At 35.5% G+C, this 24,408-nt stretch carries 24 protein-coding genes; 11 read left to right on the plus strand and 13 right to left on the minus strand.

Annotated elements, in window-relative coordinates:
- Nucleotides 1-46 precede the first annotated feature (46 nt).
- A complete protein-coding gene (locus M2265_RS21155) occupies nt 47-1,024 on the minus strand; it encodes a GlxA family transcriptional regulator (RefSeq protein ID WP_132770878.1) in 978 nt (325 codons plus the stop codon).
- Nucleotides 1,025-1,161: 137 nt separating this feature from the next.
- Here M2265_RS21155 and M2265_RS21160 point away from each other — a divergent pair, with 137 nt between their 5' ends.
- The 6 genes from M2265_RS21160 (at nt 1,162) to M2265_RS21185 (ending at nt 5,857) form a co-directional block, all read left to right on the plus strand.
- On the plus strand, nt 1,162-1,587 hold the full coding sequence (locus M2265_RS21160) for an SRPBCC domain-containing protein (protein ID WP_132770877.1): 426 nt from the start codon (nt 1,162-1,164) through the stop codon (nt 1,585-1,587).
- An 18-nt stretch (nt 1,588-1,605) separates the two neighbouring features.
- Nucleotides 1,606-2,055: an SRPBCC family protein gene (locus tag M2265_RS21165; protein WP_021187851.1), complete on the plus strand. Its 450-nt coding sequence runs from the start codon at nt 1,606-1,608 to the stop codon at nt 2,053-2,055.
- Nucleotides 2,056-2,066: 11 nt separating this feature from the next.
- Complete coding sequence (locus M2265_RS21170; RefSeq protein ID WP_132770876.1) at nt 2,067-2,468, plus strand: glyoxalase; 402 nt, start codon at nt 2,067-2,069, stop codon at nt 2,466-2,468.
- A gap of 291 nt (nt 2,469-2,759) precedes the next feature.
- A complete protein-coding gene (locus M2265_RS21175; protein WP_132770875.1) occupies nt 2,760-3,668 on the plus strand; it encodes an NAD(P)/FAD-dependent oxidoreductase in 909 nt (302 codons plus the stop codon).
- A gap of 86 nt (nt 3,669-3,754) precedes the next feature.
- Nucleotides 3,755-4,195, plus strand: coding sequence for a hypothetical protein (locus tag M2265_RS21180; RefSeq protein WP_132770874.1), 441 nt, complete (start codon nt 3,755-3,757; stop codon nt 4,193-4,195).
- Between the two features lie 138 nt (nt 4,196-4,333).
- Entirely contained in the window at nt 4,334-5,857 is a 1,524-nt protein-coding gene (locus M2265_RS21185) for a polysaccharide biosynthesis C-terminal domain-containing protein (protein WP_206368410.1), read from the plus strand.
- Between the two features lie 272 nt (nt 5,858-6,129).
- On the opposite strand, the gene M2265_RS21190 is transcribed toward M2265_RS21185, so the two are convergent.
- The 10 genes from M2265_RS21190 to M2265_RS21235 form a co-directional block, all read right to left on the minus strand.
- Nucleotides 6,130-6,693, minus strand: a complete 564-nt coding sequence (locus M2265_RS21190; protein ID WP_132770873.1) for a biliverdin-producing heme oxygenase — start codon at nt 6,691-6,693, stop codon at nt 6,130-6,132.
- A gap of 121 nt (nt 6,694-6,814) precedes the next feature.
- Nucleotides 6,815-8,011 carry a S41 family peptidase gene (locus M2265_RS21195; protein ID WP_165905921.1) on the minus strand — a complete coding sequence of 399 codons (1,197 nt, stop codon included), beginning with the start codon at nt 8,009-8,011 and terminating at the stop codon, nt 6,815-6,817.
- A 272-nt stretch (nt 8,012-8,283) separates the two neighbouring features.
- A complete protein-coding gene (locus M2265_RS21200) occupies nt 8,284-9,402 on the minus strand; it encodes a cytochrome-c peroxidase (RefSeq protein WP_132770871.1) in 1,119 nt (372 codons plus the stop codon).
- 32 nt (nt 9,403-9,434) lie between these two features.
- The gene (locus M2265_RS21205) at nt 9,435-10,403 is read right to left on the minus strand and encodes a hypothetical protein (protein ID WP_132770870.1); all 969 of its coding nucleotides are present in this window, start codon (nt 10,401-10,403) and stop codon (nt 9,435-9,437) included.
- Between the two features lie 70 nt (nt 10,404-10,473).
- On the minus strand, nt 10,474-11,043 hold the full coding sequence (locus M2265_RS21210; protein WP_132770869.1) for a hypothetical protein: 570 nt from the start codon (nt 11,041-11,043) through the stop codon (nt 10,474-10,476).
- Nucleotides 11,044-11,160: 117 nt separating this feature from the next.
- Entirely contained in the window at nt 11,161-11,694 is a 534-nt protein-coding gene (locus tag M2265_RS21215) for a hypothetical protein (protein WP_132770868.1), read from the minus strand.
- Between the two features lie 99 nt (nt 11,695-11,793).
- Nucleotides 11,794-12,780 carry a hypothetical protein gene (locus M2265_RS21220; RefSeq protein WP_206368412.1) on the minus strand — a complete coding sequence of 329 codons (987 nt, stop codon included), beginning with the start codon at nt 12,778-12,780 and terminating at the stop codon, nt 11,794-11,796.
- Between the two features lie 43 nt (nt 12,781-12,823).
- Entirely contained in the window at nt 12,824-13,561 is a 738-nt protein-coding gene (locus tag M2265_RS21225) for an HmuY family protein (protein ID WP_132770866.1), read from the minus strand.
- 449 nt (nt 13,562-14,010) lie between these two features.
- Nucleotides 14,011-14,766: an HmuY family protein gene (locus M2265_RS21230; RefSeq protein ID WP_132770865.1), complete on the minus strand. Its 756-nt coding sequence runs from the start codon at nt 14,764-14,766 to the stop codon at nt 14,011-14,013.
- A 105-nt stretch (nt 14,767-14,871) separates the two neighbouring features.
- Complete coding sequence (locus M2265_RS21235; protein ID WP_243655432.1) at nt 14,872-17,250, minus strand: TonB-dependent receptor; 2,379 nt, start codon at nt 17,248-17,250, stop codon at nt 14,872-14,874.
- A gap of 337 nt (nt 17,251-17,587) precedes the next feature.
- Between M2265_RS21235 and M2265_RS21240 the strand changes: the two genes are divergently transcribed.
- From M2265_RS21240 to M2265_RS21255, 4 genes are all read left to right on the plus strand, one after another.
- Nucleotides 17,588-18,409, plus strand: coding sequence for a heme/hemin ABC transporter substrate-binding protein (locus tag M2265_RS21240; protein ID WP_237682782.1), 822 nt, complete (start codon nt 17,588-17,590; stop codon nt 18,407-18,409).
- Nucleotides 18,410-18,468: 59 nt separating this feature from the next.
- Entirely contained in the window at nt 18,469-19,446 is a 978-nt protein-coding gene (locus M2265_RS21245) for a FecCD family ABC transporter permease (RefSeq protein ID WP_264599377.1), read from the plus strand.
- Nucleotides 19,447-19,469: 23 nt separating this feature from the next.
- Entirely contained in the window at nt 19,470-20,279 is an 810-nt protein-coding gene (locus M2265_RS21250) for a heme ABC transporter ATP-binding protein (protein ID WP_132770862.1), read from the plus strand.
- Nucleotides 20,280-20,345: 66 nt separating this feature from the next.
- Complete coding sequence (locus tag M2265_RS21255) at nt 20,346-21,308, plus strand: helix-turn-helix transcriptional regulator (RefSeq protein WP_132770861.1); 963 nt, start codon at nt 20,346-20,348, stop codon at nt 21,306-21,308.
- 410 nt (nt 21,309-21,718) lie between these two features.
- Here the strand turns inward: M2265_RS21255 and M2265_RS21260 are convergent, their stop codons facing one another.
- Entirely contained in the window at nt 21,719-22,498 is a 780-nt protein-coding gene (locus M2265_RS21260) for an alpha/beta fold hydrolase (RefSeq protein WP_132770860.1), read from the minus strand.
- A 180-nt stretch (nt 22,499-22,678) separates the two neighbouring features.
- On the opposite strand from M2265_RS21260, the gene M2265_RS21265 reads away from it, so the two are divergent.
- Nucleotides 22,679-23,245: a Crp/Fnr family transcriptional regulator gene (locus tag M2265_RS21265; RefSeq protein WP_132770859.1), complete on the plus strand. Its 567-nt coding sequence runs from the start codon at nt 22,679-22,681 to the stop codon at nt 23,243-23,245.
- 196 nt (nt 23,246-23,441) lie between these two features.
- Here M2265_RS21265 and M2265_RS21270 read toward each other — a convergent pair whose 3' ends face one another.
- Nucleotides 23,442-24,371, minus strand: coding sequence for a DUF6268 family outer membrane beta-barrel protein (locus M2265_RS21270; protein ID WP_410528503.1), 930 nt, complete (start codon nt 24,369-24,371; stop codon nt 23,442-23,444).
- Nucleotides 24,372-24,408 lie beyond the last annotated feature (37 nt).

Below are 24,408 nucleotides of genomic sequence, written 5' to 3' on the forward strand. Positions count from 1 at the left end.
GATAATAGTGATTTGTGATCTTTGGATTGGTTTATGATTTTTAGGTTTATATTTCATCTCCAAGTTTTGAAAATTTGTTTCTGTACTCTATTGGGGTTAAGCCTGTTATTTTTTTGAAAATATCTCTAAACGCTTTTGTATCCGTATAACCTACGTTAAACATGACTTCGGAGACATTCTTTCGTGAGGCTTCAAAATGATTTTTTGCAGCTTCTATGCGTACGCGTTGCATATATTCGATAGGTGTATTGTTTGTAGCATCTTTAAATCTTCTTTCAAACGTTCTACGACCAATATTGATGAGTTTCGCTAAATCTTCTACAGTAATCTTTTCTTCGTAATTTTTTTCTATATAATCCTGTACTTTTTGGATATCAGTGTGGTTATGGTTTCTTTGACCTCTAAAAATTGCAAATTGAGACTGGTTATCTCTTCCGATATCCAATGCAAAATATTTTGATATCATGACAGCAGTTTCTCGATCTGAATATTTTTCGACCAGATACAGTATTAAATTCCATAAACTGTTTGCACCGCCACTACTATAGATATTCTCGTGTTCGGTGATCACAGCTCCATCTTCGATCTCGACTGCAGGGTATCTTTGTTTAAACTCGTTTATGTATGCCCAATGGGTGGAACACTTTTTTCCATCTAATAATCCTGTTTCTGCTAGTAAAAAAGCTCCTACACATAAGCTTGCAAGGCTTGTTCCTTTTAAATGAAGTTTTCTGAAATAGGATATGGCCTCTTCATTTGCTTTTATCCCTTTATCCATATCTCCAAATGTTGGAGGGATAATGAGGAGGTCTGTTTTAGTAACTTCAGATAATAAGCGATTTGTTTTTATGGTATACTCTCCGTTATTTGCGGTGATATATTCATTTAAGCCAACATATTCGACATTGAAAATGGGTCTCTTGCCAAAGAAGGTAAGAAATTCATTAGCGGTTTGAAAAGTACGAAATGCGGGTGTAATGCCTTCTATTGTACCATGTTGTGGAACGAAAATGGAAATTTGCATATCTCTTAATTTAGTTATATAAATGTACAAATAGTTTTTGTCGTTATCCACCCCTATAGTTGTCGTTTTTACAACATGTGACATTTTGAAATGATCTCCATCTTTGTATAAGCATTATAAACATAAAGAAAAGAGGAATGATACAATCAACAAAAATTAACGTTACAGCAATAGTAGATGCTCCCATCGAGATCGTATGGGACGCTTGGAATACACCTAGTGATATCATGCAATGGAATAGTGCAGATCCAAATTGGCACTGTCCTGCAAGTGAAAATGATGTCTGGGTAAATGGAAAATTTAAAAATAGAATGGAAGCTAAAGATGGTAGTTTTGGCTTTGATTTTGAAGGTATTTATGATAAGGTCGAATTGTTTAAGGAGTTGGCTTACAGCATGAATGATGGAAGAAAGGTACGTACCGTATTTACGGAAAAGGATGGTAAAACAACTCTTTCGACAGTTTTTGATGCGGAGAGCGAAAATGAGTTTGAAGTTCAAAAACAAGGATGGCAAGCCATTTTGAATAGTTTTGTAAAATATGTAGAATCTAAAAATTATTAATTCCTAAAATTTAATGTCATGAAAAAGAATACAGTTTCCTTACATCGCATTATTCAGGCCAGTCCTGAAAAAGTGTTTCGTGCTTTTGCTGATCCAATAGCACATGCCACCTGGTTACCTCCTTATGGTTTTATATGTACAGTGCAACAAATGGACTTTAAAGTAGGTGGTAACTTTAAAATGACTTTTATAAATTTCAGCACTGGCAATGGGCACTCTTTTGGTGGAGAATATTTAGAGATTTTACCGAATGAATCAATTAAATATAGTGATCGTTTTGATGATCCTAATCTTCCGGGAGAAATGATAACGACAGTTTCACTGAATAAGGTGTCCTGTGGTACTGAACTTCAAATTGTACAAGAAAATATTCCAGATGTAATACCTGTTGAAATGTGCTATTTAGGTTGGCAGGAATCATTAGATAAAATGAAGAGATTGGTTGAACCTGAAATACCTGATGCATAATTTATAGCAATATGTTATTTCAGAGAACCGATAAAATGATGAATGGTGTTTTTATTACATTTTCAGGAAATTGTAAGAAAGCACTTCAATTTTACCAAAATTGTTTTGGTGGTAAGTTGTATTTTGAAGCATTTAAAAATGAGATGAATAACTATTCGGAGTCACCTATAATTATTGGCTCATTAATTTCTGATATGATTGTAATTCATGGTTCAGATTTGGTACATAATGAAGGTCGTCAGGTCGGAAATTATTTATCTATATTTCTGCATTGTAATGATGCGGGAGATCGCAAATTATTAATTCATAAATTGAAAGTTAATAGAAAGATTACTTATACTCCAGATGAAATCAAACAAAGCTTGATTGAAATAACGGATGCATTTGATGTACGTTGGATATTGGCTATTTAGAAGATAGCTTCTAATTTATTCGTATTATAAAAATGAAAAAAGGCTAACTTAAACTTTAAGATAGCCTTTTTTATTGAGTAGTGTTTTCAATAATTTTGGAAAATAATTGAAATTATATGGTTTGTAGGCATGTTAATTTATTCATACAAATTTTGATAGAAATGCATCTGTCATGAAAGAGTAAGAAATAATAATATCTATCAATGTTATTGCAATTAAGTTGCGATAGTTATTACCTTTAATACACCATCCCACAAAAGTAATTGTTGGATGGTGTATTAAAGGTTTATTATGAAAGAAAATAGAATTTATGATGTCATCATTATTGGAGGTAGCTATGCTGGTCTTTCTGCTGCCATGGCATTAGGGCGTTCTTTGCGAGATGTGTTGGTAATTGATAGTGGAATTCCGTGCAATCGACAGACGCCACACTCTCATAATTTCTTGACACAAGATGGTAAGACACCCTTGGAGATTGCTACCATAGCAAAGCAACAGGTTGAGCAATATGAAAGCATTATTTTTGAAAATGGTGTCGTGACAGATGGTAGGTTTGCGTCAGAAGGTTTTGAGATCTGTACTGAAGAAGGGAATATTTATATCGGTAGGAAACTTATTTTTGCAACTGGAGTTAAGGATATTTTTCCTGATATAAAGGGTTTTTCTGCATGCTGGGGGATTTCAGTTATTCATTGCCCTTACTGTCACGGTTATGAATTTAAACATCAAAAAACCGGTATTATTGGAAAAGGGGATAAGGCAATCCATCTATCTTCATTAGTTCATAATCTCACTGATCAATTACAGGTTTTGACAAGAGGTGAAGCAAATTTTGAAGAAGAACAAAAAGATAAATTAGCTAAAAATCAAATTGGTATAATTGAAACTGAAATTGTAGAAATTGTCCACAAAGACGGATATGTTAAGCAATTGGTGTTTGATGATGGTCGAACAGAAAGTTTTGATGCGGTGTATGCTCCAGTTCCCTTTGTACAGCATTTAGACCTGCCGGTGAATTTGGGATGTGAGCTTACTGAGGCTGGGCATATTAAAGTTGATAGTTTTCAGAAAACCAATATTCCAGGTGTTTTTGCCTGTGGTGACTCCACCACAATGATGCGCTCCGTAGCAAGTGCTGTTAGTACTGGAAATACAGCTGGAGCGATGGTTAATATGGAATTAACACAGGAAGAGTTTTGATGATGAATCTTAAAGGACGATTTGCTTTAACCAAATAATTGGGTGTAAACTATTTGATTCTATTATTTGTTTATAATAATAAAACTATGTCTAGATTGTTCGTCATTACTTCTTTTATATTTCTCACTTTTGTTGCATGCCAACCAAATACCTCTCATCAGAGGCTAGCTGTGAAAGACAAGTCTCAGGATACCGAATTGCATCGGCAGTCCGGAATTACTTTTTTAGAGGGAGGTCTTACTCATAAAATGGAGAAAAAATCAGGTATTACAGACACTATTTTTATATCTGTCCATAAACCGGATTCCGCTCATATTATACTTGAAAGTCCAACCAATACGGCAAATATCCGTATTGGTCAGCTTTTTTCTCCAAACGGGAGTGCTGATGGTCCATTCGGAAAAGTCCTCGAATATCGATTTACAGACACAGGCCAATATTATATTACGGTTAGTGAGAATCTTATGGTTGGTGATCATTATAACGGAGCTTATCAGGTGCGAATTATAAATGGTCTGTCAAAATAAGATCTTTACTTTAAATGGCGTGGCCAATAGTTGATTATTATTAGTATTAGTCCAGCTTTTTATCTTACCATATGCTTTCGTTTTGTATTATAGCAATTAAGAAAGTTTCACTAATATTGTGTCAAAATCTATAATTTATTGACGGCTATAAAACAATTGGCAGGACAAACCCTGTGGTATGGTGTAAGTAACATTGGAGCAAAATTTCTAAACTATTTACTGACACCTATTCTTACTTACCTGATGATAGATTCTTCAGGTGTACGAGATTATGGTGGTTACAGTTTATTGTATTCTTGGATTGCTGTAGCAAATATTATATTTACCTATGGTTTTGAAACGGGGTATTTTCGTTTTTCAAATACACAAGGTGTAGACCGACACTCACTTTTTCAAACAGCGTTTGGTTCAATATGGCTCAGTACCGCATTACTCATTACGTTTATTTCTTTTTTTACTGTTCCAATCAACAATTTTATGAACCTTGATGGACATCCAGAATACATTTTGTGGTGTCTTTATCTGATTGGATTAGATGCAATAACTGCTATTCCATTTGCTAAATTACGACAGGAAAACCGTCCCAAAAGATACGCTTTTGTAAAATTATCCGGTATTATTATCAATATACTGTTTACTTTATTTTTCTTAATATGGTTGCCTAAATATGCGGTGCATCATCCGGACGATGCTATTGTACATTGGTTCACTACTAATAACCGGATAGGGTTTTTAATCTTAGCAAATGTGTTTCAAAATCTCTTTGTATTCTTATTATTATTTTCAGAATGGAAGAGTTTTAGGTTTAAGATAAATTTCAATCTTTGGAAACAGCTTTTTAAATATAGTGCCCCTATGATTTTTATTGGGTTAGCGGGCATGATAAACGAAGTAATGGATCGGCAAATGCTGGCGAAATTGCTGTCACAGGATGTCGATGCGCAAAGTGTCGTTGGGATTTATTCAGCAAACTATAAATTAGCGATCTTTATTACGTTATTTATACAAGCATTTAAAATGGCTGCAGAACCATTTTTCTTCAATAAATCCAAAGACAAAAATGCACCGGCTCTGTATGCAACTGTGATGAAATGGTTTGTAATCACACTTTCTTTAGCTTTTCTTTTTTCTGCTTTATATCTTGACGCCTGGAAATATATGGTCGGGGCTTCCTATCGTTCCGGTTTGGGCATCGTACCGATACTTTTATGTGCTAACATATGCTTGGGAATATATTATAATCTTTCAGTATGGTATAAACTGACTGATCGGATGCGTATGGGTTTGTATATCACGATATTTGGTTCTGTTATTACGCTCGTTGGTAATTATTTTTTTATTCCCTATTGGGGCATGTATGCAGCCGCATGGACTACCTTGATCTGTTATGCGAGTATGATGTTAGTGACTTATTTCATTGGTCAAAATTATTACTATATACCCTATCCTGTAAAAAAAATAGGAATATATCTATTGGCAATGTTGCTATGTTTCTTTATGAAAAGGAGTATTGATGTATATTCCGATTCTTGGACTCAAGATATGCAACTTTTATTACGTATTCCTGTTGCTTTTATTCTGATGATACTTTATGTTTTTTTTATAGTAAAAATGGAGAGGAAGGAATTAAAAAATATACCATTAATAGGCAAGTATATTTAATCTGGTAATTATTAGCCAGACTCACTATTTACAAAAATTTATAATTTGTTAGTCCCAATAAAAAATCGAGACTAACATGTACTTATTAAATGATATGATCAGGTTTTGTTTAGAACGACCAATTACAAGATTTTGCGGCAAAGAAAAATACGGCTAACCAAACTAAACCTTTAAAAAGGAAAAAGAGAAAAGCACCTACGCCTAAGCGTTTTACCCATTTTGTTTTATCATTTTTTTGCTCCATTCGTAAATATAAACAATAATGCTGTGTTTTAGTTTACATTTACAATAGGGGAAAATACGTTTCCAAAATTGTAGAAAGTTTGATTTGCCTTCTCTGTCGCAAGTGTATAGCTCTCAGGATCTTCGGCATGTTTATTTAAGACAGTCGTGAATCCTGCCCACATTTCGCGACTGTTTTCACCATACCCTTCAAAAAACGAAGTGCCTTTAGTAATTCCATATTTGTTCAGCATCTGCACAATGTATGGCCCACCCATAATTGATCCCTCAAGAACATAAAGTGAGCTTAGGGCTTCTAACACATTGTTAACTAGAGGAGCATTAGCTTCTGGAAGATTTTCTACACTTCCGCCCAATGCTTCGATATCCTTTTTTATATAAGAAGAATTACGACGATCTGCTAGATCGGGCAAAATATCCGAAGTTACAAAAGGTGCAATACGATCTTCAACGGCACGGAAATAGGCATAAAAACCTTTTAGAACCTTTGTGTAATCTGCATCTGAACGAATACTTTTTAATTGACGTACGATTTTACCTTCTACGTTTTGGTGAGCAGCATGTGTTTGCTCTTTAATATGTTGACTAAGCATTTTTCTAGTATTTAGTTATAATTATTCTATACAAATATTCGTATTTATTTTAAAACCTTTATGCTGTATAATGATTTATCATCTATGAAAAACGATCTGAATTAAATTGTACATAATTTTTTTAGTTCTTTAATTGAAAATTTGTTTTAAACAGCAGGTTCTCACCTATTGTTTCTGGCCAAAAGACGAAAGGAGGATTATCTTTAATATTATCAACACCTTTTTCCAGCTTAGAGTCTGTAATAGAAACAATGTCTTGCAGTGTAGATGCTAGCCAAGGCTCCTTCGGATTACCTATATGTAGGTCTGTTTTTGGGGAGGCTAGGGAAATATCGACAGACATTCCATCAAAATAGTCCGACCAACCATTAGCATTACGAATCAGGAATGATGCAAAATAAATGTCGAAAGCATCAATTTTAAGAGAGAAAAATCCTACTGGCTTTCCAAAAGTTTTCTGACCAATAAGTCTCACCGGAAAGTAAGGTTTAAAACTACTAATAAGAAGTTCACTAGCTGATGCGGTACGTCCGGATACAATAAATGATAAGTGTTGTAATGTGTTGAATACTCCTTTCTTGACGAAATAATGTGTATTGGCTTTTTCACTATAGTCTACATCGGCCAAAGTTGCGGAACGGCCTTTATATTGTACAGGATTTCCATTTGCATCTAAATAGGGTTGTTTACCTAAAAGAGTAGCCTTGCCATTTTGGACATTCGGATGAAATTGTTCACTGAACATGATTTTCCCATCCAGTTTTTGAGGTACAATCAAATTGGCCAAATATTCCGCTGTCTCAACATATCCGCCGCCATTGTGACGAAGATCTAAAATCAGATGAGTTACTTGTTTATTCGAAAGCTCTTTAAAAAGTCTATCGAGTTCTGTCTTAACGATAGCTAATTCGGGAAATGAAGCAATGTAAAGGTAGGCTATGTATTTTTTACCTGAAGTCCAATAGGACAGGTGTGTAGCATATTTATATTGGTGCTCCATGCTTGCAAGATGCCCGCTACTTTTTTTTGTGTTTCTACTGCGCTCCAGATAAGAGTATTTGGGTTTTCCTTCAATTGGAGACCATTCATATGGTTTGCCATTATGGGCCAATGAGTATTGACTTATTGCGAAAAGCTCACGTTCATAAGCAGTCTGTTCGGGACTAATGCTTCCAAACTTCTTACGAGGAGTAAAATCTGTATAGGAGGGAAGTGATTCCTGCCATCGGTATAATTGTTGAGCATACAAAAAAATTGAATCGAGAATCAGTTCTTTTTTTGTTCCCTCTATAGGATTTATTATTTCATCTGTTTGCATTGTTTTTTTATTCCTGTTCTGACAGGCTGAGCTAAACAATAGCAAAAAAAGCATCGAAATACTTTTAAATGATTGAGCCATATTCAATTAAAATTTGTCCTTTATATTTGTGGCTACTGAGCGACATTTGAGCAGATAGTTTAAAATTAATTCATTTAAACTTTTTTATTCGAGTTAAAAGCCTAATTTTGTCCCAATTTATTTAATATTGATGCTTCCATATCTTTGGATGCTCAAAGATCCCAAAGGCGACCTCCTTTGGGATTTTTTTGTTACGGCAATATTGGTCTTTCAGTTTTTATCGGTTCACTTGATAAGCTTGATAGAAAGATAATGATATTTTCCTGCTCTTTACTGCTGAGTCTTAAATTCTGTATATGTGGTGATAATATGCCATTAATCTGCTGACCAGTCTTTTGAGGCATTCCTTGGCTTAGTAAGTTGACTAATTCACTCAAAGTAGCAATACTACCATTGTGCATATATGGTGCAGTATTTGTGACGTTTCTTAATCCAGGCGTACGAAATTTACCTTTGTCACTTTCTAATTTAGAAGACTCAAATCGTCCGTTGTCCAATGCACCTTTGTTCGTTACTGCATAGCCGAGATTATGAAAATCTAAGTCCGTAAAATACGGACCGTTGTGACAATTGATACACTTTCCTTTCGTGCGGAACAAATGTAATCCCTCGAGCTGTTGGTCATTTAGCGCCTGATAATCACCTTGGACAAACCTATCAAATGCAGTTTCTCCACTGCTAATGGATTTGGAATAAGCAGCTATTGCATCTAGCAAACCCTCTATTGTCATATTCTTATTATTATAAGCCGATTCATACAGATCTACATAACCAGGTATGGACATTAGTTTGGAAGATAAAGAACTCGTATTTCCGCCCATTTCAATTGGCGAATTGATAGCTTCTGCAATTTGTTCACGATAGGTTTTCGCACGCCCATCGTGAAAGAGATTCCCTTCCAAGTACCAGACATTTTCCATGGATGGTGTGTTACGGTGATGTAAAGCTATACCATCAGCTGTTGTTTTCTGATCGATCCAGTAGGTGTCCGGATTATGGCACGAAGCACAGGTCTTCAAGCCATTACCTGTACGGGGATCAAAAAAAAGCGCTTTTCCCAAAGCAATAAGCTCAACCTTATCATTTGAAGGATTTTTGGGCAATGCTGCTAGTTCTCGTATCTCAATATTTTTATACCATTCTGCGACTGGCCACTGTGCGCTACTTTTACTGTATTTTTCTCGTAGCGTTTCTTCTGGGGTAGGTGTAATTGTCGGCTCCTCCGGCGATGACTTACCCTTACTACAGCTGTATAAAAAAGTGGTTAGTAAAGTTGCAAGGATTACCTGTTTTGGCAAGTATAAGTTCATTAACAACATCAAAAAAGCTTTATTATAAGATGTTAATTTAATGTAATGGACTGTTCGTATTCAGTCATTACTTTGTCAGATTTATCTATTATTTTCAATCTTGTTAACTGGTTACCTTGTATAGTTGTTGGTATCGGTATTGTAACAGTCATTTTTGCTACGTCAAATATTGCATTGTTTAATTTGTAGGTGTTGTTGAGGTTATCAATAGCAATAAAATGATCAAAATCTGCTTTGAAGAATAATTCATAAATTGATTTATTTGCAATCGGCATCACCAGATTTTCTCCTTTTTTTACGGTGTAGTTGCCCAATTTGATTAAGTTGTAGAACTCGGGTAACAATACATCGAAGGGATCAGTTAATACAGTATAACGACCCGATACCAATTTCAGGCGATATGTGCCAGGCTTAAGATCATCTGGACGAGTAAAATTAACTGCGAAAGTGCTTGGGGGCTGGTTAAAAGAAAGTAAGGTTTCTTTACCATCATTATCTACGATATACCCTTTAGTTTGAGCTTCGTTTGGTATAATGTTTTCTCCAACTAAAACAAATGGGTTTGTTCCTGGTAAATAGAGACGATAAGGCGAAAGGAAGTTAATTTTCACCTGTAATAAGGGTTGGTTGACTTGAAAAGATAATGTATAGTTTTTGCTGGAACCATCCTGTGCTCTTACGGTATAGATAATGGGTTTGTCAGACTTTAATTGTATTGGCGTACCCGAAGCAGGAGTCACAGTGGCTAGGTCAGAAATCTTTACGGTCGGTGTGATGCTTTCTGGTTGGTCCACCAGCGGTGGCCAGTATAGGATAATACGGTCTTCCACAATACTTGCCGACAAGGTCTTGCCCGAGGCATCTTTGATGCTAAACGATTCGATTTCGTTATATGGTAGATTGGGGGTTTCTTTTTTGCAAGACCAAGATACCATAGTCAGCATGAAAATAGCCAACAATTGGAATGTACGTATTTGTTTTTTAGATATTGAAAGTAGCATGATTTTTTTTTATAAAAAGATATCGCAACCCATTCACCGGTTGCGACATCTTTTAAGAAATTATTGTTGTTTAAAGCGCTTTATATTCGATATTAGCATCGGCCTTTACCTGCAATTGACCAGCAACTGTTTGTTGACCTACATTGCTGAAGTTATTGAGTTTTACGGCATATAAGGCACCTGAAGAATTACCTACCAAAACAGTTAATGGTTGAATTGCCTCATTTGCATTGGTTGATAAATCGTAATCATACCAAGTACCACTTCCTAGTGATGTTACTGGTGTAGCGGTACTCCAATTGGATGCAGAAACAGCCGAGATGTCCGCAGCTACTGTTCTGATTTCATAACCAGCATTGGCTTTGATCGATCCGTTGACATGGCTAAAGAATGCAACCTGTCCACTGTTACCTAGACTTTGAGAACCTGTTGTAAAATCTACATAAACAGCAGGCCAGTTTGCTGCATTTCTTGGACTCCACCATTGACCATTGATCGTCAAGCTCGTATTCGCTTTTGTCTGAGTAAGTGCCAAAGGCGCTGTTACTTGTTCTGTTGTTGGCGCTGCTGCCCATACCGCTGCCGATAGCACTGTTACGGCCATTGCCGATTGTAAGATTGTTTTAATGTTTAATTTCATGTTGACCTCCTGTTTTTTATTTATTTAATATTGATGCCACCTTGGCATACTGTGAATGCATGTTATTACTATTTAAACCATATGTTTGAAAAATACATTTTAATAATATAAAGTTTTTTATAAAACTTTATATTCAATGTTTAGATCAGTTTTCATTTGAATTTGGCCATTAACTATTTTTTGTTGTATATCATTGAAGCTATTTAGAGTTAATGCATACAACGCTCCAGAACTGTTGCCAACCATTACAGTAATTGGTTGAATTGGTAGGATGCTAATTGTTGATAAATCAAATTCATACCACTCGTTTTTTTCTAGTGATGTTACTACATTAGCAGCAGACCAATCAGATGCCGAAACAGCCGACATGTCTGCCATTACTGTTCTAATTTCGAAACCTGCATTGGCACGAATAGTTGCATTGACAAAACGGGATAATGTGATTTGTCCACCATTACTTAAGCTTTGGTTACCTGTAGTAAGATCTAAATAAATAACAGGCCAGTTTGCAACATCTGAAGGAGTCCACCATTGACCTATTACGGTGAAGTTGGTATTTGCTTTTGTTTGAGTAAGAGGCAAAGCAGCTGTAGCCTGTTCTGTTTTTGGAGTTGTTGCCCACACTGTTGCCGAAAGCACTGTTACAGCCATTGCTGATTGTAAGATTGTTTTAATGTTTAATTTCACGTTGACCTCCTGTTTTTTATTTTTTTAATGTTGATGCCACCTTGGCATACTGTGAATGCATATTTATGATTCTGTTATCGTACTTGAATTTTGTTGTGTTTTCACGATATCAGCCCAGTCTTTGAACTGGAATTTGATCTGAACATTTTCGAAATTCCCTGTTGGAAGGTTTGCCGGTAACGAAACCTGCATTTCGCTACGGGTATGGGATTTGATTGTAAGCGGATAATCTTTGCCATTAAGTGTCATAATAACTGCTGTAGGATCAAGTATTACTTTGCTTAAATAGGCTTTGATTGTCCAATCCGTGTTTTTAGCTAGTTTTAAACCTGATAATGTTAAAGCCACATCTGGTTGTCGATAGGTAATCTTGATCGGATTGGCTAATTTAATGGTATGATTAAGATTGGTCACTTCGACATCGTATATGCCCGCTAGGATATCCGAAGGAATACGATTTTCCCGTTCTGTGCCAGAATAAGATAGTTGATATCCTAAAGGAGAAACTTTTAAACTATTCGGCGTTGGCATCTGAACACGTTGCTTCGTCTCTTGGTTGATGAGTACTATACTGACTAGAGTAGAGTTTGTATGCATGAAAGTTCCGTTTATTGCAGGGAAAGCGGTTCCTGGTCCTTGTGTCAGCGCAATGGAAGATGTTGATGCAAAAGCCGCTTCAAAAGAAGGTGTACTTTGTAATTCAATCTTTAATTTGTAAGTACGTGCTGTTCCTGTTGCGGATTTTACAGTATATGTTTTATCCTTTTCATCCGTTTTAACGGGCAGAATCTCTTCCACGATTTTGGCTCCAGATGATACCTGGATTGTAGGATCAATTACTAATAATCCATAATAATAGGGTAAGTAAACCGTTATGGTATTTTCCCCATTATCTATAGCACCATAGATAACATCGTCATTCGGGAGGTTGGTCACCTTATATTCCAGTATTTTGTCGCTGGGAAGTAAAGGCAGATCCTCCGTTTTAGTACAGTTACTAAACAGTAACCCTAGGAATAGTATGCTTATAAAAGTGTATATTCTTTTCATTTTATCTAAATATTGAACTATCGTATTTTATGGATATTATTATTTAATTCTTGATTTCAAATTTGGTACTCCCGGATTTCGCTAATACATATTGGAAAGTAAAGAATGGTGTGGGTGAAGTTTTATACCAATCTTTTGGATCTAATAAGTCTTTGTAGATGCTCTGAATTTTGATTTTTGCATAATTGCCATTAGCTGTGCGTACTACCAAGGTATGCCCTTCAATTGGATAACAAACATGCTTTTTGTTTTCGGCTCCACCACCTTTGATGTCTCCACCAAAATCATATAGATACCATCCCAGACCTTCTCCAAAAGTTCCAGAGTCATCTGTTCCATAGGCCTTTTCTCCTCTACGGAATTCAGCATCGGAGGGAATATCTATAACATCTTCAAATTTTTTCTTGACTAGATAAATTCCACCTTTACCAGGTCCACCTACTCCGTATCCATTTGAACTATTATTGCAATTGACAAAACTCCTGTATATCTCTGCGAAAGAAATATCCCAACGTGTTGTCAGCCTATAATCTGGCGTAATAGCCTTATTCTGTTCTAAACTATAATATATAGGCGATTGCTTCGTTGTGGGTAAAGTTCCCGTTGGTAAGTCCTCTCCAAAGTTCTTTACTGAAATTAAGCGATTGAACATTCCTTCTGAAATTTCTGGATTAGGTTCTGGTTCTATTTTAGGATCGCTTTTACTGCAGGCGCCTAGCAATGTTAAAAAAACAAAGATTGCAACGAATTTTAAAAGGGTATTAGTTTTTGTTATTTTCATTTTTAGTGCTATATATTGTAATACTATAATTTCAATTATTCCCGTGGTTATATGATCAGGTTATTTGATTGCTATCTTTATTTATATTAATTCTAAATAATAGTAAAGGTAATGAGTTTAGCTTATCCATTGTATATTAAAAATGATATTTAATCTATGCTTTTTGCTTTTTAGAGTTTAGCTTTTAAGCTTATTTGTTAGTTGTAATAATCAACAAATATTTCTTGTTAAATAGCTGTTAATTAGAAGTTTAATATTTTTTTAAGGATAATCACTAGCCTGTGGATTATTAAGAGATTTGGAATCATTTACTCATTAATACACTATGGTATAATTGCGTTTTTATTTTTATGATATGATCAGCATCTATGAAAATTACTTTACCATAAATATTATTTGATAAAATTTATGGCAGAATATACTATTAACGGATAATTAATTTTCATTTTTTAGAGCGTGTTTGTGTTTAACGCCTTACTACCATCCTCTTGTACATAGTATTTGAATGTATAATAGGGAGCTGGCCAGTTCATATTTGTAACGGCAGATGGATTGCCTTTGTAGGCATTGATAAGTTGTAACTTAGCATATTTTCCATCAGGAAGTCGAATGACATATGTTCTGTTAGGTAGCGCTTGCATAATGTGATTGTTCAGGCTATAACGAAACCACCCATCTGAACCTTCTGATGATGCCCATCCGATTTTGTTAACTTCACTTTTATTAAACTCGTCATCCGAAGGAGCGAGGGCGATACTTTGATAGGGTTGTTTGAGTAAAATGACTGCGGTATTGTTAGCCTCTCCTTGATATCCTGGGTTATATTGATATTGCGAATTGTTGACAAAAACTTCGGAATTATAAGGGCCAGTAAAAGCTAAGTCCCAATCTTTGGTTTTTAACCATTGCGCCGAATCTGCTTTTGTCTTAATCCAAATTTGTTTCTGATCCTTGAAACGAAATAAGAAAGTATAAAAGTTGCGTTTTTCTTTACCTTCTGTTCCATCTCCCATAGAAGCATCGGTATCACCTGGAAGATCTTTAATGACGATACTCTTGCCATCTTCAAGTACAATATTATACTCCTTATCCTTGCCACAAGAAGCAATAAGGAGTACGATAACTGTATAGAAAATACAGCGACCTATTTTACTAAAAGAAATCAATATGCTGCATTCAGCTATTATTAGTTTTATTGTATTCATTTTGTAGCAATTTTAATTATAATTCATCTTGAAATGAGGATTATCTACTATTAAAAAATTAGGTTCTGTTATTCTATGCCTACATGGAATGTGATCGGTGAAAACTTATTCTTTGATCCAACGATAACTTAGTCCACCCATAATTATGCGACCTGGTTGTCCCAATAAATACCGGCTAGTAAAATTAAACAGGTTGTCTCCAATGAGACGAAAAGTAAGTTTTCCTTTCATAAGACTTTTTTCAACAGTCATATTTAAAAGAGTGTGGTATGGAATGAAGATATCATTCTTGTCTATGAATTGGTTTCCATTATATTCTTGAAATGGCGTATCTCCTCTGAAATTAATTCTTGCATTGATATTCATATCCCAGGGTTTATATTCATATTGTGTTTTAAAATTGATCATGTGTCTTGATCTATCTTCAATACCCCAATAATCTGATTTTTTACTTTGGCGATATTCTCCTGTTTGCGGATTATTGATTTGATTGTAAGGAAAGTTTCCGCTTGCTATACTGTCTAAGACACTTAAATCTTTTGCAATCAAATATTGATAGCCTACAGAAAACTGTAAAACTTTGTTTGCCTGATAAGTAATTGAAGTTTCGAAGCCTTTGTTCATGGCTTTTGGTAGATTACGGTAACTGTATATTTGAGCCACATTAGTTCCATTACCAACACTGACCGTATTAATTTGATTATTAATGCGATGATAAAATACCGAAATATCAGCTTGAATTTTTTGACTAGCATTCCATGTTAAACCAATATTATTAGATAGGCTAGTTTCCGCTTCCAAATTTCCCGCAACTAAATTTAACATATAGCTATTTTTATAGCTCAATTCACCAGATGCATCCATTGCCGCTATAACATCTGCCACGCGTTCTGTACCAACTACCATATAGTTTGCTGCTGGATTGTAGAATACCTGATACCGCATTTTATAATCAGGAGCTTTAAATCCTGCACCAAACCCTGCTTTGGCAATAAGAGTTGAATTAATATGATATTGTAAGCCAAGACTTGGGCTGAGATGACCATTATAGACATTTGTTTGGTCATAGCGTAATCCCAAAGTGGTCAGTATCCTATCAACAGGTTTCCATTCGGTCTGTAAGTATACAAAACCTGTATTTAACGATCTTTTTGCATCCAGTTTTTGATTATCCATTACCTCTAGACTTCCACCGATACCAGCCGTAAATTTTAGTTTTGTAATAGGACTATAAGCAAACTGTTGTTCTATGCGATGTACATCTTGACCAAATTCTTCAGCGCCGGCGAATACTCCTTGTCGCAGCCACTCTGTAGCCATTTCTGAGTGAAATCTTGAATAATAGTAGCGAGACATACTCCTAATCCCTGATTCAAAGTTATGGTCATAACTCGCGGATATGTTGACATCTTGATCTTTCTGGGTATCTTTCAATATGGTCTGTTCAGACCAGGCATTGATCATCTTTGATACTCGGCCTGCATACCTCGCCGTAATACCGATTGTTCCATTTTTGCTGATACGATAACGTGTGCGTCCTTGAAAACTGTAATTGGTATATGGGGGATAAGTGGTACTATTTGACTCCAGATAGTTTTTGTCAGTATTAAATCCATCAGTGCGGTAGTAGTTTCCGGATAAAACAATACTTCCACGTTGATTGTCAAAAGGTGTTTCAGCTTCTAAAGTTGCATCTACCGTGTTTAATGTGCCATATAGAAATGAAGTGTGTAGCTGTGGCGTCACTGCACCATGTCGCGTAATGATATTAATAGCACCTCCTAAAGCATCACTGCCATAAAGACACGATGAAGCTCCTTTTATAATTTCTATACGTTCTATATTTGTAACTGAAATTCTTGATAAATCAAAATTCCCACTGTTTCTCCCCAACATGGGTTGTCCATCTACTAATACCATCACATAGTTGCTACTAAAACCTTGGATCTGTACCCCGACAGCTCTTGATCCTCCGGCAATGTCATTGACTATGGCAATACCTGTTTGTTCTTTCAATACTTCATCCAGTCGGCGACTCCCCATCAATTCGATTTCACGTTTGGTAATAATCTTAACAGGCATAGCTGCATTTTCGGCTTTAACAAGATTGTCTACCGTTTCCAGTTTACGATTTACCTGTACTTCATCAATATGACGGTTATCAATCTCTAGTATAATATTCAGCTGCTGTTTTTTATCTTCTAGATCAATGGTCTGTTGAAATTTCTTATAACCGAGAGCTTGGACTTCTAAATCATAGCTACCTGCATAAAGCTGATTAAAATAGAAATGGCCAGAAGTATCTGTCTTTATAGCCTTTTTATCAGGATATAAATAAACCGTAACGTTTGGGATCGCTTTGTTAGATTTGTTTTTTACGATGCCACTAATCTGTAATTTATCTTGGGCATGAGTTACTATTAAGTTGCATGCACAAAATATCAGGAGAGAACTAGTTCGTATTAAGGAGCTTTTTGTAAACACTAGGTTATTTTTAATCAATCTAAATAATATTACAAAAAAAGGCAATTGAATTGAACTTTTCTATATGAAAACTGACATTAATTCTATTTAATTCGATTTGAATATATCCTTTTATAACTTTTAAATTGATGTATTTGATTGATTTATAGGGGTGTTTGACTTATTTTTATCTAAAGTGCAAGCAAAAGGTAAATTTAAATTAATTTGTATTTAGACTGATTATTGATTTGTTTTGTGTTGAAAAGCGTTAGATAGTTTTCCTGTCGTGAAGCTTTTAACTTGAATAAAAGAAAAAAGAATGAGTAGATTTTGCTTTATTATAATAATCCATTGTTGTATGTATATTGCTTTTGGTGTTCATGCACAGCAACGGATTATTACATTGAACAGTTCCATTACTGAGACGATATTTGGATTAGGTGTGGGGAATCGTGTTGTTGCTACCGATGTGACCAGTGTCTCACCTATGGCCGCCGCAGCTTTGCCCCGTGTAAGTAAAAATCGTTCAGTTTCAGCAGAGGGATTACTTTCGTTTGAACCGAATATCATCTTAGCAAATGAAGGTGAAGTTCCTGCAGCAATCATTCGACAAGTACGCGCAGCTGGTGTAAAATATATAGCCTTAAAACCCAACTATACAATTCCAGGCGCTTTAAATTATATACAGCAAGTGGCGGATGCCATTAGTCAACCTGAGCTCGGAAAAGGAGTGGTATCCCAAACAAAGTTAAGTTTGAACCGTATTACTGAATTGGTTAAAAGTGAAAATAAAGGTAAAGTTCCTCCAAAAGTTCTTTTTATTTATGCACGTGGTACGGGCACTATGAGTGTCGCCGGTAAGGGGAGTAGTTTAGATGCAATCATCAATTTAGCTGGAGGAAAGAATGCTATTCAAGAGTTTTCTGATTTTAAACCTTATACGACAGAAGCGCTGGTACAGGCCAATCCAGATATAATATTGCTATTCGATTTTGGGGCTAGTAGTTTGGGGGGTGAGGATGCAATTTTAAAATTACCCGGTATGAGAATTACCAATGCAGGAAAAAATAAACGTATTCTCGCGATGAATGCTTCTTTATTAGTCAATTTTAGTAATCGGCTACCTGACGCAATTCTGGAATTGCACAGAGGTTTTGTAAGAATAATGGATTCAAAGTAATCGATGTGTATAAAAGACAGAAGCTAATTTTACTGGCACTTGTATCAATTTTAATTGTCGTGTGTATAATTTCCTTGGGATTAGGGGCTTATTTTATTCCTCCCAGAGATATTTTTTCCTTGTTGATGCAAAAAACGCATTTAGCATCAGCAACACCCATCAACAGTATGCATGAGGATGTCATTTTTGAGATTCGATTACCACGCTTATTGCTGGGAATACTTGTAGGTGCAGCATTAGGTATCTCTGGAGCAGCTATCCAGGGAATATTTCGTAATCCATTAGCAGAACCTGGACTCATCGGTATATCTTCTGGCGCATCGTTATTTGCTGTGATGATCATTGCTTTTGAAACATTGGTTTTCACCTCACTTTCAGCTTGGATCGGTTATTATGTGTTAGCTTTTGGAGCGTTTGCAGGTGCAGGTTTAACAGCATTTTTGGTTTATCGTATAGCTAGTAAAAATGGTAAGCCATCCGTAACAACGATGTTATTGGCTGGAATTGCTATCAATGCTTTTGCTGGTGCACTGACGGGCTTGATGACCTATGTCTCGACCGAGCAGCAATTACGGACCATTACATTTTGGTTGCTTGGTAGTCTGGGTGGAGCTACATGGGAAAATCTATTGGCAGTTGCTCCGTTTATAATTATTCCCTTAATCTGTTTACCTTTTTTTGGAAAATCATTAAATGCATTCGCTCTCGGTGAAATGCAGGCCGATTTATTAGGTGTACAAACCGACCGTATCAAAAGATGGGTTGTAGTCCTTTCAACTTTAGCTGTAGGAGCTTCTGTAGCAGTTTCAGGCATTATCGGTTTTGTGGGATTGATTGTTCCTCATATTATTCGTCTTATAGGTGGGGCAGATCATCGATTTGTTTTACCTGGATCGTTGCTGTTTGGCGCTTTGGTGCTGACGCTAGCAGATGTTATAGCTCGGGTTTCGGTTGCTCCAATAGAGCTTCCAATTGGCGTGATCACCGCCCTATTGGGAACTCCTTTGTTTTTATATATTTTGATAAAGGAAAAATAATTAGTTCAAATATAGGGTCTGTTATGTTACGTGTAGAGAAACTTAATTACGAAATCAAGGGAAGAAAACTCCTGAAAGATGTTACTTTTCAAGTACGGAAGGGAGAGGTATTGGCTGTGTTAGGTGCCAATGGCGCAGGAAAATCTACTTTGATGGGATTACTCTGCGGAGAAAAGAAACCCTGCTCAGGGAGCATTCACTTAAATGGAAAGCTACTGTCGGATTATACTCCATATATTTTGTCACAATGTAGAGCTTTATTGAGTCAGCAACAGCAAATGACTTTAAGTTTTAAAGTCGATGAAATTGTATTAATGGGTCGTTATCCACATTATAAAAATGTACCTCAATCGCATGATCTCGAAGTTGTAGCCGAAACAATGAAACTTTGTGGTGTAGCATCATTTGCAGACCGTGATTTTCTAAGTTTATCAGGTGGTGAACAGCAACGTGTCCATTTAGCTCGGGTCTTAGCGCAGATATGGGATAATCCAGATGCACTCTTGCTCTTAGATGAGCCTATTTCAGCATTGGATTTACATTATCAGCAGAAAGTTTTAGGTATTGCCAAAGCATTGGCGCGCAAAGGACTCATGGTTATTTTGATCGTACATGATGTTAATTTTGCAGCTACATATGCCAATCGCATTATGATGCTCAAAAATGGCAGAAAGCTATTTGATGGTACGCCAGTGGAGGTTTTGAATAAGAAAGAAATCTATACTATTTTTTCAGTCGAATCAAATGTGACGATGAATCCAAGAACATTGAAACCTTATGTTCAACTTGAAGAAATGCATGTTGAATTTGATAGTTATTTAGAAAGATTATAAATAATTTTAATATTCCAGCTTATTTCATTAATTTTAACTGCGCAAAGCTTATTTTAAACTGTAATCATGTTAGTGAAAAGTAAAATAGTAGAGTTGGAAGATTGGCTTTTTGAGGAAGAAATCCCGGACAGTTATGTGCCAGACAAACCACTGGTTGAAAACAAAACCATTATTGAAATGGGGCCTGTGCATATGGAGAATTTTCAACTTTCAACTTCTGGTCTTTTTATATTACATTCTAAAATGAACTTCGATAGACCTGTACAGATCCTCACTGAAATAGAAGGTGAAACGATTACAAGTCAATTTATATTTTTTAAACCAAAAGATGCAAAAATGCCCTATGGCATGAGTAGACATAATATTCGTTACATTCCTTCTGTGCGAACAACCCATCAAGTAGAACCTGGTATTGAATATATTTATTTTATAGCAGTTATATCTAAAGAATATTACCTCAATTTAATTAAGAGAGATTCATTGCTCCATCAGCAGTTTGTGCATGAGATCGAAAAAGGGCAATATGCTTCATTTTCTGAAGAAGATCTTGTTGCTACTTACGAAATGCAACATACCATTTCTGAATTAATTGAATCAAAGAAAAAAGGAGAAATAAGAAGATTACATACCGAGTCTCGGATTGTTGAATTGCTGATGTACCAATTTGAACAGTACAACGAACAAAAAGGAAATACGGATTCTTTATTTCATGAGGAAGATATTCAACGGCTTGAAATGGCACGACACATCCTGGAGCAACGTATCGCAAATCCACCGACCCAAAAAGAACTGGCTGCAGAAGTGTTAACCAGTGAAAGTAAACTGCGTAAAGATTTTAAAGAATATTTCTCAGTTACTATTCACGATTATCTAACACGTGTACGTATGGAAAAAGCTAAAAATTATTTGTTAGCGGATAAAAAGACAGTATATGAAGTAGCATTGTTGACGGGGTATGGACATCAAAATAACTTCAGTAGCGCATTTAAAAAATATTACGGTATTTCTCCCGGAGAATTAAAAATGTAAGCACTTTTCAGCTAGACTTTCTTGTACACATGTGATGAGCTGATCTATATCTTATAAAGATTTTATTGAGTCATAATAGAGGGTTTCTAGAGGGTTCGTAGAGGTAAAGCTCTATATATCCTCTATTTTATCTCTATGTAATATCTGTATAATTACTTCACTAGTCTTAGTTAAATAGGAGTATATCTTAATGCGTGTCTAACAATATTAAAATCAGAACCAGAAGAATGATTTTGGTATTCAAGAAGGAGTACTTTTGATAAGAGACTAAATTTTTAGGTGTATACTTGATGAAGAGATGAAGAATAATACTATAAAGCCTCTTGATTTTTTCAAGAGGCTTTATATTTTACTAGAATTTCCTGTTTTGGAAACCTTTTTTAGAAAAGAAAGTTATAAGAAACTTCTTTTTATTGATTTAAAAACTCGGCAACAAAAGCATCAAATGCTTGTGGGTTTTCTGCCTGCACCCAATGTCCTGCATTAGGGATTGTTTTTATTATGGCTTTTGGAAACTGCTTTTCGATAGTTGCTTTGTCTTCGGGCAGGATGTATTGTGACTTTTCACCAGCCAAAAATAAAGTAGGTCCTTTAAATATACCTGATTTGACACCTACTGTGATAAACGAAGTGTATTTACCTTTCAGAACGTCTAGATTGAAACGCCACCCTAGACTTCGGTCTTCTTTGATATACACGTTCTTCAATAAAAACTGGACAACTCCTGGTTCTTTAATATAGTGCTCAAGTGCTATCTGTACGTCTTTACGATTTTCGACAGTTTCAATATTAACGGCACTTAGTGCATTGAATATATCTTCATGATGCGGAGGGTAGGATTTGGGGGCAATATCAGCTACAATCAATTTAGCTACTTTTTCAGGATGATCTATAGCAAATTGCATGGCAACTTTACCACCTAATGAATGTCCAATAAGATCAATTTGATCCGCTCCAATAGATGCGATATAGGCAGATAGATCATCAACCATAACTTCGATAGACATCTCTTCACTATGAAAACTGCGCCCATGATTACGAAGGTCCAAAAGATGCACTTGTCTTTTTTCTCCAAAATTGCGGCCAAATGTTCCCCAATTATCGGACATGCCAAATAAGCCGTGTATAACTACTAACGGAATACCCGCGTTTTCTGCTCCATATATCTTGCTGTACTGTAGTTCTTCCAATGTATATTCTGTTTTAATGAGTCTTCTGTTATTGATTCAAAATTACAAAAAATAAATTTTATAGGCTTAAATGTAAAACGAATAACTATAGCGCATGAATAGATCTATCTGCAAAAGATAAAATGTAGCTTTGTAATAATAATTTTGTTAGAACGTACTGAAATTAGATATAGAGCATAAATGATAGCAGCATTTTTTCGTGATTTTGGAATTTTTTCGGAAGAGGAGATTGCACAAGTTCTTCAACTTTTTACGATCAGAAAGTTGAGTAAAGGAGATTATTTTGCTCGTGAGCATGAAAAAAGTAATGAAGTGGCATTTATTCGATCTGGAATCTTTCGCTCCTTTTATACAACTCCCAATGGTGACGATATTACTTATTGTTTTCGATTTCCAAATGATCTTATGGCGGCCTATTCTTCTTTTATAACTGGTGGTCCTAGTGTGGAAGCCATACAGGCTATTGTGCCGACAGAATTATATGTGATTCAGAAAAATAAACTTGATCAATTGGTTCTTGAGAAGCCGATATGGACTATGTTTCTTAAGATTATAGCAGAACAGCAATATCTAGAATTGGAAAAAAGGGTTTTTCAATTGCAGAAGGAAACTGCCGCCCAACGTTATGCATCGTTGCTCAAAAATCAACCAGAATTTATCTTGCAAATCCCATTACATTATCTCGCTTCCTACCTTGGTATTACGCAAAGACATCTGAGTCGTATACGAAAAGAGATTACTTCTTAGTCACTAATGTGATATTGATTTATCAATGTGACCTTAACGAATAAAAAGCAATCAATAAGGTTTAGATGGGTATAATAATAATTTTTAGAGGCATGTTATAACTATTTTTTGTCTTGTATCTTTGAATATAGATTGCTTCTTAAAATATGTTGAAGGGTCAGATTTATAGTAATAATATCTGACTCCTTTTGCTTTATTATAAATTCATCTTTAAACCTGCCGATGCATAGGGAGATGCTCTGAAATAATACTCTTTATCTTGAAACATACTTTTCAATGTTCTATCTGTGATCTGAGCTGGTCGCCACAGATTCATACCAACGGTTAGCGGTATTGATATCTTTTTTCCTATTTTTATTTCTGGGCGAAAACCCGCAATCATATATAAATGTGAAAACATTTTATCTTTTCCTTCTTGTTGTAGAAGAGCTGTCTGGCCATTCATTTCTGCGATAAGATTTAACCGGAAATTTTTCGTCAAATCATATCCTACGGATAACTCTAAGCCCTGCATAAGAGCTATCTTTACAGCATATTTCCCCTCAGTTTTCCAGTTGAGATAAAGGGCAGGAAAGACCATTGGGAAACCAAAAGAATTGTTGACCATAATACCACCGCCTAAATCCAAATTTGGTTTTAAGTGACGAATGAAAACAGTTCCGACATTGCCAAGTACATTTTTGAATCCTGCTTTTGAAAAATCAGTATTAGACATAAAAATACCTCCACCGATAGTCGCCAGTATAGACCACCGGTCGTTCAAAGGTCTTAAATGAGTTAGATTCATCCCAATATTTAATATTTCATCTACCACTAAGGGCGCTGTAAAGTTTTTATTGGCCAGCTTTGCATAAACACCATTTGCACTTATAGCCCAGAGTGTGGGACGTTTATTTTCGTTCAATTTTAAAGATAGAGGAATCGTCATGTTAGCCTGGTGAACCATAGCAGCACCTTGACTATCACCTACTTTTTCGCTTTTTTCGTTCTCTGATTTTCGGTAGTCCGATTTTCCAATATATTCGGTTTTCATTTCTATTTGTACTTGTGCCTCCACAAATTGGCAGTAAATAACCATTATAAATACGCAAAGCACTGTTTTTTTAATTTCAAAATTTCTGATCATATGAAGTATCTAAATTTTATTAAGACAATTGGTAGGC

The organism is Sphingobacterium kitahiroshimense (assembly GCF_025961315.1).
GTDB lineage: Bacteria > Bacteroidota > Bacteroidia > Sphingobacteriales > Sphingobacteriaceae > Sphingobacterium > Sphingobacterium anhuiense.

Coding starts and splice junctions, on each gene's coding strand:
- M2265_RS21200 (WP_132770871.1), bottom strand. CDS start 9,402: ATGAACTTATACTTGCCAAAACAGGTAATCCTTGCAACTTTACTAACC.
- M2265_RS21215 (WP_132770868.1), bottom strand. CDS start 11,694: ATGGCTGTAACAGTGCTTTCGGCAACAGTGTGGGCAACAACTCCAAAA.
- M2265_RS21155 (WP_132770878.1), bottom strand. CDS start 1,024: ATGCAAATTTCCATTTTCGTTCCACAACATGGTACAATAGAAGGCATT.
- M2265_RS21270 (WP_410528503.1), bottom strand. CDS start 24,371: ATGATCAGAAATTTTGAAATTAAAAAAACAGTGCTTTGCGTATTTATA.
- M2265_RS21255 (WP_132770861.1), top strand. CDS start 20,346: ATGTTAGTGAAAAGTAAAATAGTAGAGTTGGAAGATTGGCTTTTTGAG.
- M2265_RS21205 (WP_132770870.1), bottom strand. CDS start 10,403: ATGCTACTTTCAATATCTAAAAAACAAATACGTACATTCCAATTGTTG.
- M2265_RS21190 (WP_132770873.1), bottom strand. CDS start 6,693: ATGCTTAGTCAACATATTAAAGAGCAAACACATGCTGCTCACCAAAAC.
- M2265_RS21220 (WP_206368412.1), bottom strand. CDS start 12,780: ATGAAAAGAATATACACTTTTATAAGCATACTATTCCTAGGGTTACTG.
- M2265_RS21180 (WP_132770874.1), top strand. CDS start 3,755: ATGTCTAGATTGTTCGTCATTACTTCTTTTATATTTCTCACTTTTGTT.
- M2265_RS21175 (WP_132770875.1), top strand. CDS start 2,760: ATGAAAGAAAATAGAATTTATGATGTCATCATTATTGGAGGTAGCTAT.
- M2265_RS21225 (WP_132770866.1), bottom strand. CDS start 13,561: ATGAAAATAACAAAAACTAATACCCTTTTAAAATTCGTTGCAATCTTT.
- M2265_RS21230 (WP_132770865.1), bottom strand. CDS start 14,766: ATGAATACAATAAAACTAATAATAGCTGAATGCAGCATATTGATTTCT.
- M2265_RS21210 (WP_132770869.1), bottom strand. CDS start 11,043: ATGAAATTAAACATTAAAACAATCTTACAATCGGCAATGGCCGTAACA.
- M2265_RS21265 (WP_132770859.1), top strand. CDS start 22,679: ATGATAGCAGCATTTTTTCGTGATTTTGGAATTTTTTCGGAAGAGGAG.
- M2265_RS21170 (WP_132770876.1), top strand. CDS start 2,067: ATGTTATTTCAGAGAACCGATAAAATGATGAATGGTGTTTTTATTACA.
- M2265_RS21160 (WP_132770877.1), top strand. CDS start 1,162: ATGATACAATCAACAAAAATTAACGTTACAGCAATAGTAGATGCTCCC.
- M2265_RS21165 (WP_021187851.1), top strand. CDS start 1,606: ATGAAAAAGAATACAGTTTCCTTACATCGCATTATTCAGGCCAGTCCT.
- M2265_RS21195 (WP_165905921.1), bottom strand. CDS start 8,011: ATGCAAACAGATGAAATAATAAATCCTATAGAGGGAACAAAAAAAGAA.
- M2265_RS21250 (WP_132770862.1), top strand. CDS start 19,470: ATGTTACGTGTAGAGAAACTTAATTACGAAATCAAGGGAAGAAAACTC.
- M2265_RS21240 (WP_237682782.1), top strand. CDS start 17,588: ATGTATATTGCTTTTGGTGTTCATGCACAGCAACGGATTATTACATTG.